The 14,979-nt window shown below is 65.5% G+C and carries 16 protein-coding genes; 9 read left to right on the plus strand and 7 right to left on the minus strand.

Annotated features, from left to right (window positions below; all coding sequences use genetic code 11):
- Window positions 1-38 precede the first annotated feature (38 nt).
- From AC4PMY_RS07200 to AC4PMY_RS07235, 8 genes are all read left to right on the plus strand, one after another.
- The gene (locus tag AC4PMY_RS07200) at window positions 39-998 is read left to right on the plus strand and encodes a carbohydrate ABC transporter permease (RefSeq protein WP_254773623.1); all 960 of its coding nucleotides are present in this window, start codon (window positions 39-41) and stop codon (window positions 996-998) included.
- On the plus strand, window positions 995-1,888 hold the full coding sequence (locus AC4PMY_RS07205) for a carbohydrate ABC transporter permease (protein ID WP_071261626.1): 894 nt from the start codon (window positions 995-997) through the stop codon (window positions 1,886-1,888). Before AC4PMY_RS07200 ends, AC4PMY_RS07205 begins: the two co-directional genes overlap by 4 nt.
- Window positions 1,885-3,321 (plus strand): glycoside hydrolase family 32 protein, encoded by a 1,437-nt coding sequence (locus AC4PMY_RS07210; RefSeq protein WP_071261624.1) that lies wholly within the window; start codon window positions 1,885-1,887, stop codon window positions 3,319-3,321. The genes AC4PMY_RS07205 and AC4PMY_RS07210 overlap by 4 nt, the downstream gene beginning before the upstream one ends.
- A complete protein-coding gene (locus AC4PMY_RS07215; RefSeq protein ID WP_071261622.1) occupies window positions 3,318-5,216 on the plus strand; it encodes a glycoside hydrolase family 2 protein in 1,899 nt (632 codons plus the stop codon). Before AC4PMY_RS07210 ends, AC4PMY_RS07215 begins: the two co-directional genes overlap by 4 nt.
- Window positions 5,217-5,465: 249 nt before the next feature.
- The gene (locus AC4PMY_RS07220; protein ID WP_139205438.1) at window positions 5,466-6,110 is read left to right on the plus strand and encodes a hypothetical protein; all 645 of its coding nucleotides are present in this window, start codon (window positions 5,466-5,468) and stop codon (window positions 6,108-6,110) included.
- 99 nt (window positions 6,111-6,209) lie between these two features.
- Window positions 6,210-6,911: a M48 family metalloprotease gene (locus tag AC4PMY_RS07225; RefSeq protein ID WP_175484397.1), complete on the plus strand. Its 702-nt coding sequence runs from the start codon at window positions 6,210-6,212 to the stop codon at window positions 6,909-6,911.
- A 122-nt stretch (window positions 6,912-7,033) separates the two neighbouring features.
- Window positions 7,034-7,591 (plus strand): GNAT family N-acetyltransferase, encoded by a 558-nt coding sequence (locus tag AC4PMY_RS07230; RefSeq protein WP_071261618.1) that lies wholly within the window; start codon window positions 7,034-7,036, stop codon window positions 7,589-7,591.
- A gap of 189 nt (window positions 7,592-7,780) precedes the next feature.
- Window positions 7,781-8,335, plus strand: a complete 555-nt coding sequence (locus tag AC4PMY_RS07235) for an AAA family ATPase (RefSeq protein ID WP_071261616.1) — start codon at window positions 7,781-7,783, stop codon at window positions 8,333-8,335.
- Window positions 8,336-8,650: 315 nt separating this feature from the next.
- Here AC4PMY_RS07235 and AC4PMY_RS07240 read toward each other — a convergent pair whose 3' ends face one another.
- From AC4PMY_RS07240 to AC4PMY_RS07255, 4 genes are all read right to left on the minus strand, one after another.
- The gene (locus tag AC4PMY_RS07240; RefSeq protein ID WP_064295038.1) at window positions 8,651-9,103 is read right to left on the minus strand and encodes a VOC family protein; all 453 of its coding nucleotides are present in this window, start codon (window positions 9,101-9,103) and stop codon (window positions 8,651-8,653) included.
- Window positions 9,104-9,370: 267 nt separating this feature from the next.
- Window positions 9,371-9,724 carry a hypothetical protein gene (locus AC4PMY_RS07245; protein ID WP_491622315.1) on the minus strand — a complete coding sequence of 118 codons (354 nt, stop codon included), beginning with the start codon at window positions 9,722-9,724 and terminating at the stop codon, window positions 9,371-9,373.
- A gap of 126 nt (window positions 9,725-9,850) precedes the next feature.
- Window positions 9,851-10,147: a hypothetical protein gene (locus AC4PMY_RS07250; protein ID WP_064295040.1), complete on the minus strand. Its 297-nt coding sequence runs from the start codon at window positions 10,145-10,147 to the stop codon at window positions 9,851-9,853.
- A gap of 112 nt (window positions 10,148-10,259) precedes the next feature.
- The gene (locus tag AC4PMY_RS07255) at window positions 10,260-10,541 is read right to left on the minus strand and encodes an ArsR/SmtB family transcription factor (protein WP_064295041.1); all 282 of its coding nucleotides are present in this window, start codon (window positions 10,539-10,541) and stop codon (window positions 10,260-10,262) included.
- A gap of 107 nt (window positions 10,542-10,648) precedes the next feature.
- Here AC4PMY_RS07255 and AC4PMY_RS07260 point away from each other — a divergent pair, with 107 nt between their 5' ends.
- Window positions 10,649-11,470, plus strand: coding sequence for a sulfite exporter TauE/SafE family protein (locus tag AC4PMY_RS07260; RefSeq protein ID WP_064295042.1), 822 nt, complete (start codon window positions 10,649-10,651; stop codon window positions 11,468-11,470).
- Here AC4PMY_RS07260 and AC4PMY_RS07265 read toward each other — a convergent pair.
- The 3 genes from AC4PMY_RS07265 to AC4PMY_RS07275 all read right to left on the minus strand — a co-directional run bounded on the left by AC4PMY_RS07265 (window position 11,465) and on the right by AC4PMY_RS07275 (window position 14,933).
- Window positions 11,465-12,472, minus strand: a complete 1,008-nt coding sequence (locus AC4PMY_RS07265; RefSeq protein ID WP_491622316.1) for an alpha/beta hydrolase — start codon at window positions 12,470-12,472, stop codon at window positions 11,465-11,467. The genes AC4PMY_RS07260 and AC4PMY_RS07265 overlap by 6 nt on opposite strands.
- Window positions 12,465-13,934: an MFS transporter gene (locus AC4PMY_RS07270; protein WP_491622317.1), complete on the minus strand. Its 1,470-nt coding sequence runs from the start codon at window positions 13,932-13,934 to the stop codon at window positions 12,465-12,467. The genes AC4PMY_RS07265 and AC4PMY_RS07270 overlap by 8 nt, the downstream gene beginning before the upstream one ends.
- A 132-nt stretch (window positions 13,935-14,066) precedes the next feature.
- Window positions 14,067-14,933: a hypothetical protein gene (locus tag AC4PMY_RS07275; protein WP_491622318.1), complete on the minus strand. Its 867-nt coding sequence runs from the start codon at window positions 14,931-14,933 to the stop codon at window positions 14,067-14,069.
- Between the last annotated feature and the right edge of the window lie 46 nt (window positions 14,934-14,979).

Genomic DNA, 14,979 nt, shown 5'->3' on the forward strand with positions numbered 1-14,979 from the left:
GGTGGGGCGACCGCTGGTCGCCCCACCACTGGAGAATCGTGCTCCCATCAACCATCCCCGCCCAAGCCGAGCCGGCGCGCGTTGTCAAGCGCCGGTCCAGCCAACGTCGTGCCGGCCGAACCTTCTACCTCTACTTGATCCCGGCGCTCATTGCGTTCACCGTGATCGTGTTCATCCCGTTCGGCATGAACATCTACTACAGCCTCCTCAACTGGAAGGGCGGCCTGTCGATCCCGACGTTCGTCGGCCTCGACAATTACGTCGCGCTCCTCTCTGACGAGGTCTTCTGGCTGTCCTTCCGCAACGTCGGCGCGATGATCCTGGCGCTCGTCATCGTGCCCACGGTCATCGGCGTCCTCATCGCCGCCGTCCTGTTCGACTACGTCGGCCGTGAGTTCGGTTCACGCGCAGCAAGTTTCTTCCGAGCGACCTACTATCTGCCGCAGATCCTGCCCATCGCGGTCGCGGGGATCGTGTGGAACTGGATCCTCCAGGCGGATGATGGAGCAGTCAACGTCGTACTCCGCGGACTCGGGATGACCGACCCGCCCAACTGGCTCGGCACACCGGAGTGGGCTCTGCCCTCCATCATGCTCGTGCTCATCTGGGGCCAGATCGGTTTCCCCGTCGTCGTGTTCATGGGTGCCTTGCAACGGGTGGATCCCGAGTTGTACGAGGCCGCAGAACTGGACGGAGCGAACTGGATCGCGCGGTTCAAAGCCATCACCATTCCGCAGATCCGGCCCGAGATCTTCGTGGTCAGCCTCACTGCCACGATCGGCGCCCTCAAGGTGTTCGGTCCGATCTTCGTCCTCACCAGTGGCGGCCCTGAAGGCTCCACCTACGTCCCGTCGTACTACTCCTACGTCGCGTTCTTCACCCTCTCCCGTGTCGGCTACGGAGCGGCAATCGCCAACGTCCTGACGCTCCTGACCGTCGTGCTCGCGATCTTCATGATCGTCTGGCAGACCCGCACCGCCCGAAAGGACGACGAATGAGCACGCCGCTCTCCAACCGCATCCGCACCCGCATGGACCGCATCGAGGCGCCGAAGCCGAAGCGGAAGCGACCTTCGACCACCGCGTGGATCATCCTGGCGGGGCTGGCACTCCTCGCGATCCTGATCCTGGGCCCGTTCTTCCTGACGCTGCTGAACGCCTTCAAGTCCCAGAGCGACTACTCGTCCAACGGTCCGCTCTCGTGGCCCTCGTCGTTCGAGATCGACGGACTCATCCGCTATGTCACGACCGTTAACTTCGGGCAGAAGCTGGTGAACTCCCTCATCATCTCGAGCTGCGTCGCCCTCGGAACGGTTGCGCTCTCCTTGATCAGCGCCTACGCGATCGGTGTCGGCCGCGTCCGCGGTCGCGTCGCCATCCTCGCCATCCTCCTCATCGCCAACATCCTCCCGCAGGAGGCGCTGATCTATCCGCTGTTCGCCGGCGTCCAGGCCGTGAACGGATCCAACAGTCTCCTCCCGATCATTGTCATCTTGACGGTGCTGCACTCCTCGTTCGGGATCTACCTCCTCGCCTCGGTGCTCGGCACCTTCCCGCGCGCGCTGATCGAAGCGGCAGAGGTCGACGGGGCCAGCCGGTGGCGCGTGCTCTGGCAGGTGGTCGTGCCAGTGATCCGCCCGACCCTCGGGGTGCTGTTCATCTTCGTGTTCATCTGGTCCTGGAACGAGTTCTTCATTCCGATCCTGTTCCTCACCTCTGCAGACACGCAGACCATCCCCATCGCGCTCGCTTCACTCCAAGGAGAGCGCTTCCTGAATCCGACAATGACTGCGGCTGGATCACTGCTCTCGCTCATCCCCACCCTGATCCTCTTCCTCGTGTTCCAGCGGTCCCTCGTCAGAGGCGTCACGGTCGGATCAATCAAATGAGCGACAGAGTTCTGGACCGCGAACAGCACCGACCGGCGCTCCACTTCTCCCCTCGCCGGGGGTGGATGAACGACCCGAACGGGCTGATCCTGGTCGACGGCACGTACCATCTCTTCTTCCAGCACAACCCGGACGGACTCGAATGGGGCAACATCGGCTGGGGTCACGCGACGTCGACCGATCTCCTGCACTGGACTGAGCTCCCGATCGCCATCCCCGCGGAACCACACGAGATGATCTTCTCCGGTTCGGTCGTCCACGATGTCCACAACACCTCCGGGTTCGGCACCGATGCGGCACCGCTGGTCGCGATCTACACCAGCCACTACGTCGACCACCCCGTCCACGGCACCAAACAGGCTCAATCGGTCGCGTTCAGCACGGACGGTGGGGGCACCTGGTCGCCGTTCGATGACAACCCCGTGGACGACCGCGATCGTCCCGACTACCGCGACCCGAAGGTGTTCTGGCATGGTGACCGGGAAACCGGCGCGTGGGTCATGGTCGCCGTCGAGGCAGATCGGTCGAGACTCGTCATCAACACCTCACCCGACCTCAAACACTGGACCGAGAGCTCGACGTTCGAATCGGCGTCCGTGCCGAGCTTCTGGGAATGCCCCGACCTCTTCCCGCTCCTGCTCGACGGCACAGACGAGCGCTGGGTGCTCTCCCTCAGCACGAGTGGACCGAACCAGGTCTACCTCGTCGGCGACTTCGACGGGCGTCGCTTCGCCGAGGACGCGGGTGTCCCACAGGACCTTCGGTATCACCTCACCGACTTCGGTCGTGACAACTACGCCGCGGTCACATTCAACGACACCGGCGACCGTCGGATCATGATCGGCTGGATGGGCCACCGCTTCCCAGCTCCCACCAAACCCTGGCGCGGCATCATGACCATTCCCCGTGAACTCACACTCCGCACGGTCCAGGGCGTGCCGCGTCTGGTCAGCCGCATCGTGCGCGAGGCCGATGCAGTCGTCGACGAGCGTGTCGTCGACACCTCGAACGGCAACGGAGTGATCGATCTCCGGACGCCGTCCGGCGGCCCGTTGCGCATTCGCGCGGTCCTGCATGCCGGGGAGGCGCAGACGGCCGTCCGCGTCGTCTCGACCGCGCTCGAATCTGTCGTGATCGGTTACGACAATTCGCAGCGCTGCGTGTTCTTGGATCGAGCGAATTCGGGGTGGAACGACTCTTCTGGGTTCGATTCCCCGACGCGTGCTCCGATCGAACTGACCGGTGGCGCCCTCGACGTGGACATCTTCATCGATGCCATGAGCATCGAGGTCTTCGCGGGTTCCGGCGAAGCCGTGATCAGCGAATTGGTCTTCCCCAGTGCGCCTTGGTCCCATCTCGAGGTACTCCCATCGTCGACGCTGTCGGAGCACCTGCACATCGAACAGCCCACGGATACGGAGAAGGCCCTGTGACCGTCACAGCCACCCAGCAACAGATCAATGCCAGCGAACAAGACGGCACCTATCCTCGGCCACAGCTTCTGCGTTCGAACTGGGTCAGTCTCGATGGCACGTGGGAGTTCAGTCATGACGACGCCAACATCGGTCTCGATGCCGGATGGAGGAACGGGTTCGAGTCCCTTTGTCCGATCGAGGTTCCCTACCCCCCGGAATCGGCGGCCTCGGGTATCGGTGATACGCGTTTCCATCCCATTGTCTGGTACCAGCGCCACATCACCACGGAGCAGTTCCAAGACGCCGGATTCGGCACGCACAACTCCCGACTGCTGCTTCATTTCGGCGCCGTCGACTACCGCGCGAGCATCTGGGTGGACGGCAACCTCGTCGGCCAGCATGAAGGCGGGCACACGCCCTTCGCATTCGACATCACCAGTGCGCTCTCGGGTGACAGCCCGCACCTGCTCGTCGTTCGCGCGGAGGACGATCCTCACGACGTGACACAGCCCCGTGGGAAACAGGATTGGCACGAAGACTCGCACGTGATCTGGTACCGACGCACGACGGGCATCTGGCAACCGGTCTGGCTCGAGGCGGTACCGCCCACCCGCATCGCCAACCTCCATTGGGCACCTGGCGCGTTCGGGATGCAGCTGACGGTCCGTCTCGCCGGAACACCCGCCGACACCGCCACCGTTCGCGTCACGTCACGCTACTCACCGCGAGACGAGGTCCTGGGCACGGTCAAGTGCTCAGTGCCGCGCAATCAGACCGTGGTGGAGGCGTCCGTACCCATCGCCCGGCAACGGAACGGACAAGCCGCCGACGAGCTCATGTGGGCCCCAGACCACCCCCGACTCATCGATGCACGGATCGAACTGCTCGATGAACACGGCGCGGTCCTCGACACAGTCGAGAGCTACTACGGACTACGCACCGTCGGCGTGAGACACGGACGGTTCACGTTGAACGGCCGGCCCTACGACGTGCGAAGCGTCCTGAGCCAAGGGTTCTGGCCCGAGTCACACTTGGCCGCGCCCAACGCTCTCGCTCTCCGACGAGAAGCGGAACTCATCAAGGAGCTCGGCTTCAACGCATGCCGGGTTCATCAGAAGATCGAGGATCCGCGCTTCCTATTCTGGGCAGACAAACTCGGACTACTCGTCTGGGGCGAGATGCCCGGGGCATATGAGTTCTCAGCGAACGCGGTACAACGCCTCACCGCCGAATGGATGGCCGCAGTCGATCGCGACCTGTCGCATCCGTCGATCGTGACCTGGGTGCCGTTCAACGAATCCTGGGGGGTCCAGAACGTCGCAGATGACCCCAGCGAGCAGGCATTCGTCCGGGCACTCACCGACCTCACTCGGGCGCTCGACCCCTCACGGCCAGTGGTGGCGAACGACGGCTGGGAGCAACAGAACACGGACATTCTCACCGTCCACGACTACGAGGGCGACGGAAGAGTATTGCAGCAGACCTACGCCGATGAATCCGCACGGCGACGCCTCGTCGAAGGGTTCGCACCCAGCGGGCGCGCGCAGCTCGTCGGTGGAGCGAGCGACTCGGGTCAGCCGGTCATGCTGACCGAGTTCGGCGGGATCGACTACCAGCCTGACACCCGTCGAGCCGATGGCTGGGGATACACGAGCGCTTCGGACGCCGACGACTTCCTGGAGCGCCTCGGCGCTCTCTACGACGGGGTCCGATCCAGCTCGTTCCTGGCCGGCTCCTGCTATACCCAGCTCACCGACACAGACCAGGAGACGAACGGGCTCCTTCGCGCCGACCGTACTCCTAAAGTGCCGGTCGACCGAATCCGGTCGATGATCTGCGGTGGCCAATCGTCTGCACTGTCGACTCCAAGCCAATCGAGCGCACTTTCAACTGAGGATGTGGCCGACCACTAGCGGCTTGCGACGTGACCCGAGCCCTCAGCGGAGGGTGATGACGCCTCGACACGACAGAGCCCGACGGGTGCCACGAGGGCAAGGTGGACACGCCACCAGCTCAACCCGGAAAAACAGGATCGACCTGGAAGAGCCATTGTGGATCTGGACCAATGTGCCCGCGCAAGCGCCCGTGCAGTTGTAGGGAGCCTCGCCGCCAGCACCGTCGGCGCCAGTAGCTCCGTCAGGGGCTGCGGATACGGTAACGGAATGAGTGACTTCAGTTCAGGTGTCAATGCCGCGTTCGAAGCTCAAGCAGCTGCAGACCGATCTGCCGCAGCCGTAGCAGCTCAGCTCAGGCTCATTCATCAGCGTGCCGCAGATGAGGTCCGCCTCCTCGCGACAGCGGCGGCCGCAGAGCTCTCCGCACGAGGCGTGCCGACCATCCCAATTCTCGAGCACCATCAACGACGCCTGACCGGGCACCGCTGCCGTATCGTCGGGCAGGCATGGGCGTTTGGGAACGGAAGCCTGCGCACAGACGGCACGCTCCTCAGCGATCGCCCCAGCACTGCGCATGATGCGGCGGCAATCGGCGCGCCCTCAGAGGGATGGACCGATCTCGCCAAGAGTCGCGCCTTTACACGCGCGCTGGGACGGCACAAGATCATGATCCTCGCGCCCGTCACAGACGCCGTCGCCGACGGCCTAGCAACCGCAACCGCCTCCGAACGAGGCATGCTGACCATCCGACCCTTCACCACACAGCTCAACCACTTACCGATCGCCGACGGGAAACTCGCCTTCTACCCCACCGACGGCAGCAACCCCGTAACCGTCACCGAACTATTCACCTCATTGGTCGTGGATGCAGCAACTCAGCATGCAACTAGCCACGGCTCCGCCCCGCGTTAGATCAGGGTGAGGACATGTGCTTCGGAGTTCGAAACTTAGCCAAGCCGGTGGCAGATGGAGAGCAAGCTGGAGCGCCTTCGTTCTCGATACGCTCATGCGATGGGAGAGGCGCAAGACGACGAGGAGCTGAAACGTCTGGGGCGGGCAGGAAGGAATCGTGATGGCCAGCGGAGTCCCGGTTCGCAGGAGGAACGACTGAGACGTATCGCTGCGGAGGTAGCGAATCTCCTCGAAGTCCCCTCTTACACGATCCGCTTCGCGGATCTCGATGGCCCTCCAGGCACTGCATATACCGAACCCCTCACAGCCCAAATCGAGATCTCGACGCGAGGAATCGAGCACTTGAGCGACACCGAGATTCAAGCCCTGCTCGGGCACGAGCTCGGGCACCTCAAGCTCCCAGAACCTCGCTGGGCTCACCGTCGGCGTATCGGTCTGCTGGCAATCAGCGCCGGTGCCACCACGGCGGGTGCCGCATTCGGATGGTCGCTCACCGCCGACAGTCTCGTGACTCAGGCGTTCGTTGCTCTGGCCAGCGCCATCGTCGCGCTATTCATCGCCCGACTCAGCGAACAGCTCACCTACTCTCGGTCGTTACGCCGATACGAGCTTGCCTGCGACGCAGAGGCCGCACATCACCTCGGCACGATCGGTTTCAGCCTGCTCCGCTTCGATCCCATCGGTTCCCTTCCTCGAACCGAGCGACTTTTCGCATCACACCCAAGCACCCCGAGGCGTCGCAAGACGATCGCGCTCCACGCCTTCTACGCGCGATGCGAGTGCTCACCGCGCGCCCTCTAGGCCACGACCGCTTTCTCTGAGCAGGGCCGCGTCACCTGCTGGAGGCTCTCTCGCCTGGCCAACACGTGAGGCGATCGGCGGCAGTCGGCGGGGGTGGTTGGTACCCATGCCACCATAGGACCATGTCCAGTGATCCCCTCGTGCTTCCGACCCTCGCCGGTGAACGCATCACACTTCGAGCGTGGCGGACAACGGACGTTGCGATCGTTCAGGAGGCGTCCAATGACCAGTTGATCACCGCGCTGACAACCGTGCCTCCGACGCCAGGGGAACCGGAGGCGCTTGCCTTCATCGAGCGTCAACACGAGCGGCTGCGGTCACGAGAGGCCTACGTCTTTGCGATAGCGGATTCCGAGGACCGGGCAATCGGCCACATCGGGCTCTTTCACGATGGCGGCCGGTGGGCGCGAGCCAGCATTGGGTACTGGATTGCCCCGTCACAGCGGCGGCGCGGTTACGCAGTGGACGCCCTGACGACACTCACCGCCTGGGCCATCCAACTCGACAGCCTGGACCGGGTGGAGCTGTATGTGGAGCCATGCAACGAAGGGTCGTGGCGCGCCGCAGAACGAGCGGGATACCTCCGCGAAGGACTCCTCCGAGCTTGGGAACGCGTAGACGGTTCCCCGCGAGACATGTACATGTACGCACGTCTGACCGATCGCGTTCAACGCTCTTAGCAGGAAGCCGCACGGCAACCTTTAGAACGGGTCCTGGCCGCCGCGCGGGGGAAGCTAAGCAGCAGTGGCTCGTGGACCGCCGCCGTCCTTCGGGAGGAGAACAGGACTCTACAAACCTCTTCGTCATGCCTGGTCACGTCACCAATAGACAGGATCCTGACCATCCTTGCGAAGTGACAAGATGAAAGCGTGACACCCGTCGGCAGCGAATCCACTCGTCTCGTGATCCTTCGAGGAGACTCTGCCTCTGGAAAGACGACGACGGCGCTGACGCTACGCGAAAAGCTCGGGCCGAAGGTCGCCCTCATCCATCAGGACTACTTCCGCCGCGAGATCCTGAGCAACGACGACAGGCCTCAACGATCCCGCGACGCGGGCATCCTGATTGTCGGCGCTGCACGCGACGCTCTCAACCTCGGATACGACGTCATCTTGGACGGAATCTTCAACCTGCGCGACTACTCAGCGCTGTTCGAGCACCTGCACGACGGCCACCGCGGGCAGACCCGGATCTACCAGTTCGACATCGGACTCGACGAGACGTTCCGACGCCACGCAGGACGGCCGCTGTCGAAGGAGTTCGGCGAGGACAAGATTCGCGACTGGTACGACGGGTGGCAACCACTCCCCTGGCACGACGAGACACGCGTAGGCGGCGACGTGTCGACCGAAGATCTGGTGACGTCGATCCTGAAGGACCTCAGTATTCAACGCTCATCACGGCGGGCGGTAAAGGGTGAATAATCCTCGACACCATATGCCGGCCATCTGATCAAGACGACGCACGCCATCCACGCGCCGCGGTCGTTTACCACCGCGCGACTCACACTTTTCTCACCGTAAACTCGAGCACACAACGCCCAACCACGTCTCACACTTCCCCGAAATCGCGTGGAAGCGCGCCCCAGTGAGCCCCAGTTAGCCGACAGTTGGTAACTTCAGCTTCCCAAGCTGATAGCGCGGGTTCGATTCCCGTCATCCGCTCCAATTCCCGTGCGGGAGTTCGACGTAGACCCCTGCTCGGTGATGCGACTGACGGCGACGCCTCCCCCGACGCGCTCAGCTGTGTGTCGTGTTCGCCCGCATCTCTTCAACGGTCATCTCCGGCGCACCGCCGGCGGCCGCCTCCGGGTCCATCCAGACGAAGTCCCAGTGGTGGCCGTCGAGGTCGTCGAAGCTCTTCGAGTACATGAAGCCATGGTCTTGTTCGCCGGCAGGCGTCGCCCCGCTCGCGATGGCCCGCTCGAACATCGAATCGACGTCGGCTCTGCTCTCAGCGCTGAGCGCGAGCTGCACCTCGGTGGAGGTGGTGGCGTCGATGATCGACTTGCTCGTGAACTCCGCGAAGAACTCCCGCGTGAGCAACATCGCCGTGATCGTGTCGCTGATGACCACGCTGATGGCGTTCTCGTCGCTGAACCCCTCATTGATCGAGTAGCCGAGTGCCTCGAAGAACACCCGTGACCGTGGCAGGTCGCTGACGGGAAGATTGACGAAGATCATGGTGGACATCGGGGCCGTCTCTCTCGAGGGTGCCGGCGGTCCGTTGCCGTCGGTCGCCTTCGAATGATGACGACGATGGTCGACGACGTCAAGAGTCATCCGACGCGAAGCGGCTTGAGCAGCGCGCGCGTGTGGTCACGAAGAAACGTCCGCGCATGGATTCACGCCTACCTGTGGCGGACAGCAGCCACCGGACGTTCAAGCACACCACATCCACGAACGATCGCGGTCGACCTCTGGTCGTGAGTGAGCGGGAGACACCGTACCGATGCGCGCTCAGCGCGGCAGTGGTCGCAGCTGATCCTCGGTCACGGGGAAGGACACCTCGTAGTACAGCTGCGTGGCGGTCATGTCACCCCAATCGTCCTTCTTCACCCGGATCCCGGAGGTCGAGACCTCTGCGATCCGAACCCGCAACCAGGAGCCGTCCTCCAGACGAAGCTCGTGCGGGTCGGCGAGATAGCCCATGCCGATCTCGTCGAGCGCCTCCTCGGCATGGAACCAATCCAGCGCCTCGGTTCGCTGACGCCCCAGGAGATCGATGACGACGAACCCCTCACCGACAGGCTTCATCCACCCCAGCCGCTCTCGATCCTCCGAGCGCCGATGTTCGATCCAGTCCGGTTCCATGCAGCGAGCGTAACGGCCACCGAGGAACAACGCCTGACGGGTGACCGACCGAACGCCAGCCCGTCAACAGCACGAAGGGGCCGACTCGGAAGCCGGCCCCCTCGTGCGTCGTGTGACGAGGAGTGCTCAGTGCTCGTCGTAGTGCTCGCCGTGCGCGGCGTGCTGGTGGCCGTCGTGGAGGTAGTCGACGTGACCGTCGTGGTCGACGGCGTCGTGACCGCACGCCGCACCGTGCTCGTGGTCGGCGACGGTGTGCTCGGCGACACTCTCGTGCTCGTCGTAGTGACCGTCGTGCAGAGCGTGGTGGTGCGTGCCGTGCACGTAGTCGGTGTGGTCGTCGTGCTGGACGGCCTCGTGGCCGCAATCCGTTCCGTGCTCGTGCTCGGTGACGGAGTGCTCGGCGTGGATGTCAGTCGTGCTCATGGTTGCCTTTCGAAGGAGGAGATGAGGTGTCGCGATGGACGGCGACGCTTGACCAGTACATCTCACTCATAAGCGAATTGCAATACATGCACCTAATCGATAGTGGTTCTCGCTATCCCTCGAGCGCGTGCTGCACGGCATCGTCGACGATGTGCGAGACGTGCACGTCAGCGACGTCGTAGTGCGCCTCTCGACCGATCCGCTGCACCGAGACGAGGCCGGCCGAGCGCAGCGTCCGCAGGTGCTGCGAGACCAACGGCTGCGACAACTGGCTCTGTTCGGCGAGTTGACCGACCGTGGATGTGCCGCCGGCCAGGATGCGCAGCAACCGCAACCGCGAGGAAGAGGACAGCGCTTTGAACAACTCGGCAGCAGGTTCGAGATCCTCGTTCATCTGTACATATAAGCAGATGTGAATGCATCGGGATCGTCTGAACCCTCGAAGACCCCGTTCGACGTCCGCGCTCTGGATCGTCACCCTGACGATTAGGCTGGGCGACTGTGCTCGATGGACCGCTGATCGCCGAATGGCTCCCCGTCTCGGTGGCCGCGCTCGTCCTCCTCCTCGTCGCGGCGGGAGTGGCCGGCTGGGTCGACGCGGTCGTCGGCGGCGGTGGACTGATCCAGCTGCCCGCGCTCGTCATCGCCGTTCCGAGCGACGTCGCGACCCCGTTCATCCTGGGCACGAACAAGCTGTCGTCCTTCTTCGGCACCCTGTCGGCGAGCTGGGTGTACCTGCGCAAGATCAGGGTGCAGCTCGTGCTGCTGGTGCCTCTCGTCGCCGGGGCCTACGCCGGATCGACCGCCGGTGCCGCGTTGTCGCGGTACGTCCCTCGCGACGTCTTGACGCCCGTCGTGCTCGTCGCCGTGATCGCCGTGGCGCTGTACACCCTCTTCAAGCCCACCATGGGCCTGCACCACGAACCCCGCCATGACCGTGCCAGCGCGGTCGCCTGGCGGGCGGCGATGATCGGCCTGCTGGTGGGCTTCTACGACGGCATCCTCGGACCGGGAACGGGTTCGTTCTTCGTCATCCTCATCGTCGGCGTGCTCGGCTACGGCTTCCTGCAGGCCAGCGTGAACGCGAAGATCGCCAACCTCACCACGAACCTCGCCGCCCTCGTCGTGTACGGGGTGCACGGCGAGGTCCTGCTCGCGCTCGGTCTCGCCATGGCCGTCATGAACATCACCGGCGGGTTCATCGGCGCCCGCATGGCGACGAAGCGCGGAAGCGGCTTCGTGCGCATCGTGTTCCTGGTGACCCTCTCCATCCTCATCGTGAAGCTCGCCTGGGACACCGTGGCGCAGTTCACGGGTTCATGACGCACCCGGCAGAGCCGAACGCCCTGGGGTAGGTGTTCCGAGCAGCCGCCGGGTCCAGTCGGCCAGGGCTGCGGTGGCGGTCCGCGAGATGCCGGCGGCCGGCATCATGCTCGTGAAGCCGTGGAATGCCCCCGGCCACACGTGCAATTCGGCATCGCCACCCGCAGCCCACATCGCACTGGCGTAGGCGACCGTCTCGTCACGGAAGACCTCGGCGCTGCCGCAGTCGAGGTAGGTGCGCGGGAGGCCGCTGAGGTCGGTCGCCCGCGCCGGCGCGGCGTACATCGAGACGTCTTCACCGGCACGGCGGGGTCCGAGGTACGCGTCCCAGCCGAACCGGGTCAGCTGCCGATCCGCGACCCCGACCCCGTCGATCTGCATCGTCGACACGGTGGCATCGCGGTCGTCAAGCATCGGCGAGACGAGGATCTGCCCGAACAGGGCCGGCCCCTTGCGGTCTCGGGCCAGCAACGCGGTGCCTGCCGCGAGCCCGCCGCCCGCGCTCTGCCCGGCGATCACGATGCGGTCCGGGTCGATGCCGAGTTCATCCGCGTGCTCCGCGATCCAGACGAGTCCGGCGTAGCAGTCCTCCACCGGGTACGGGTCGGGGTACTCGGGGGCGAGGCGGTAGTCGACGCTGATGAGCACCACGTCGTGGTCGTTCAGGAGCCAGTCGTCGTAGGACTCGAGGTTGCCGAGGTGATGGCCGAACATCATCCCGCCGCCGTGGATCGTGTAGACCGCCGTCGTCGCGCCGGAGCGCCCGATCCGCTGGATGACCGCGAGCGTGATCGGATCCCCGAGATGGCCGGGCACCGTGACGGAGCGCCGCTCGAACCCCCGGGAGCGCAGCCGTTCGTCGAGGGCCTCCTCGGTCGTGTCGAGGCCGCGCATCCGCGGAAGCATCTCGGTCGTCAGGGTGAACGGCCCGCGCGCCTCGAGCGCGGCGAGGAACGGGGTGAGTTCGGGATCGAACGGGGGACGGGGCATGCGGTCAGACATGGGAAGGCTCCTGGGTTGCGGGCTGAGATGGGAGGTGATGTGAACGGAGGACACCGAGAGCCACCAGGGCTGCAGCGAGGGCGGTGATGGTCGATCCCGCGATGAGGACCGCTTGCTGGAACGACGCGACGAGGGCCGGGGTGAAGTGCTCGGTCGCGATGCCGCCGCCGACGAGCGCGGCGAGGATCGTCCCGGTCGCGGCGATCCCGACAGCGGTGGCGATCTCGCTCGCGGTGTCGACCAGGGCCGCACCGATGGACGTGCGGTCAGCCGGGAGCCCGCAGAGGACGTTGTTGCCGGCGACGACTCCGACCACCCGCATCCCGGCGGCGACGAGGACGAGTGCGACGAGCACCCACGGGTAGCCGAACCGGCTCAGCAGCGCGAACACGGCGAGCCCGGAGACGACCGCGGCAGCGCTCATCCAGGCGGCGCGGTCGAGCCCCACGCGCTGGACGAACGGCCCGACGAAGCGACCGCCCACCAACAACACGACGACCTGCGGGAGCATCGCGACAGCGGCCAAGGCCGGCGGCCACCCCCAGGCGAACTGCAGCTGCAGGGTCGCCAGGTACGACAAGCCGGCCATCGCCAGCCCGGCGGCGGCCTTGTACGCCAGGCCGGAGGCCACGAGCGGCTGAGCCACGAGACGAAGATCCAGCAACGGCTGGCGGGCGGTGCGCTCCCTGACCACGAAGCCGATCGCGGCGGTCACCGTTGCCGCTGCCGTTCCCCAGCCCGCAGCGACGTCGGTGCCGGTGACGAACAGGGTCGGGGTGACGAGGACGCCGACGACGGTCGCAGTCCCGAGCACAGCGCCGAGCACGTCGATCCGGTCACGGTGCAGGTGCGACCGCTCGTCGGCACCGATCCCGGCACGGATCCCGATCCAGGCGATCACCGCGATCGGCGCGTTGGCGACGATGAGCACCTGCCAGGGCGCCACGGCGAGCACGAAGCCGCCGATCGTCGGGCCGGCGGCCAGGCCCACCAGTCCGGCGGTCGAGATGACGGTCAGCGCACGCACACGCAGGTCGTCCCGGTCGAACAGACGGAACGCCAGCGCCATCGATCCCGGGGTCGTCATCGCCGCAGCGACACCCATGAGCGCGCGTACGGCGATCAGCTGCTCCACCGAGGCCACGAACACGGTCAGGACGCTGACGACCGCGAGCAGCGTCAGGCCGACGAGCATGACCCGGCGTCGGCCGAACCGGTCGGCGACCGCGCCGAACAGCAGCATCAGACCACCGAACGCGACCGAGTACGCGCCCGAGACCCATTGCAACGATGCGGTGGACGCCGTGAGGTCACGACCGATGGTCGGGAGGGCGACGTTCAGGACGGAGTTGTCGAGCATCTCGAACAGGAAGACGGCCGAGAGGCCGGCCAGCGCGACCCAGGCGTCGCGGAGACGTGGCGGCGAGGCTGTGACGATCAGGGAGGATGAGGGTTCGGGCATGGGCGCACTCCTTGGATGAAGAAGTGACGACTCCCACGAGCCGCGTGCGCGTTTCCGTCGGCCGGAGCACGACGGGATTTTTCCCTCTGCGACGAGAGTAACGCATCATCGGCCGGTCGTCGCACCTGCGGATCACCGCAGATACGCGTCGACCAGCAACGGACCTCGGACGGCCCTGAGCGTGTCGACCAGCCGGTCGAGTGCCCGGCGGTTCCAGGAGGAGAGCTGGAGATCGTGGGGACCGAGCGGTTCGAGCTTCCCGGTCCGGAGACGGATGACCTCCCAGCCTGCCGAGCGCAGCGCGCGGTCCTTCCGTCGGTCGACGGCTTCACGGCGGCCGACGTGCTCGAGACCGTGCCGGCCGATGCTGTCGTACTCGATGGCGATGCGCAGTTCCGGATAGACCAGGTCGGGCCACACCTCCAGGTGCTGGAAGAACGGGCGCTGCACCCGCACGGCGTTCAGTCCTTCGGTCAGCGCGAGTCGCTCGTGGACATCCGTGCGCAGCTGAGCCTCGACGGCGGACGCCGGTTTCGGCGCGCACACGGACGTGAAGGCCTCCCCCACCGGCAGGTCGGGGGTCTTCTCGCACAGCGACGCCTTCGGCCGCGCACGACGCTCCCGGATGATCCCGGCGACCGCGGGCACGGGATCGGTCACCGACTCCCGCATCGGCAACGCGACGATCTTCGACGGATCGGCCTCGTCGGAGCAGTCCGGACACCACGCGCTGCGGCGACGCTCGCGTCCGGGCCGCGAGCGCTGCTCCGCCGGTGTCGCGACGAAGCGGTGCCCGCGGTCGCACTGCCACTGCAGGAGGACGTCGGCAGCCGGCGGCACCTGGCTCAGGACGATTCCGGCGTTGAGATCCGCGTGGTACTGACGCCACAGCGCGGGGAACGACGCCCAGGCCTGCCGGTAGGCGCCCACCGGGTACGGCGTGTCGAGGCCCTTCGACCATTGACGGCGGGCCCACCACGCTTCCACACGTTCCGGCACGGTCCCGAACCTACGACGGGCCGCCGACACCGGGCCCCGCGAAGGG

This window comes from Plantibacter sp. MDV22-iso1 (assembly GCF_058408345.1).

Excerpts from the sequence above, each read along its gene's own strand:
- AC4PMY_RS07205 (WP_071261626.1), top strand. The coding sequence starts at position 995 with ATGAGCACGCCGCTCTCCAACCGCATCCGCACCCGCATGGACCGCATC.
- AC4PMY_RS07210 (WP_071261624.1), top strand. The coding sequence starts at position 1,885 with ATGAGCGACAGAGTTCTGGACCGCGAACAGCACCGACCGGCGCTCCAC.
- AC4PMY_RS07220 (WP_139205438.1), top strand. The coding sequence starts at position 5,466 with ATGAGTGACTTCAGTTCAGGTGTCAATGCCGCGTTCGAAGCTCAAGCA.
- AC4PMY_RS07225 (WP_175484397.1), top strand. The coding sequence starts at position 6,210 with ATGGGAGAGGCGCAAGACGACGAGGAGCTGAAACGTCTGGGGCGGGCA.
- AC4PMY_RS07230 (WP_071261618.1), top strand. The coding sequence starts at position 7,034 with ATGTCCAGTGATCCCCTCGTGCTTCCGACCCTCGCCGGTGAACGCATC.
- AC4PMY_RS07240 (WP_064295038.1), bottom strand. The coding sequence starts at position 9,103 with ATGTCCACCATGATCTTCGTCAATCTTCCCGTCAGCGACCTGCCACGG.
- AC4PMY_RS07245 (WP_491622315.1), bottom strand. The coding sequence starts at position 9,724 with ATGGAACCGGACTGGATCGAACATCGGCGCTCGGAGGATCGAGAGCGG.
- AC4PMY_RS07250 (WP_064295040.1), bottom strand. The coding sequence starts at position 10,147 with ATGAGCACGACTGACATCCACGCCGAGCACTCCGTCACCGAGCACGAG.
- AC4PMY_RS07255 (WP_064295041.1), bottom strand. The coding sequence starts at position 10,541 with ATGAACGAGGATCTCGAACCTGCTGCCGAGTTGTTCAAAGCGCTGTCC.
- AC4PMY_RS07265 (WP_491622316.1), bottom strand. The coding sequence starts at position 12,472 with ATGTCTGACCGCATGCCCCGTCCCCCGTTCGATCCCGAACTCACCCCG.
- AC4PMY_RS07270 (WP_491622317.1), bottom strand. The coding sequence starts at position 13,934 with ATGCCCGAACCCTCATCCTCCCTGATCGTCACAGCCTCGCCGCCACGT.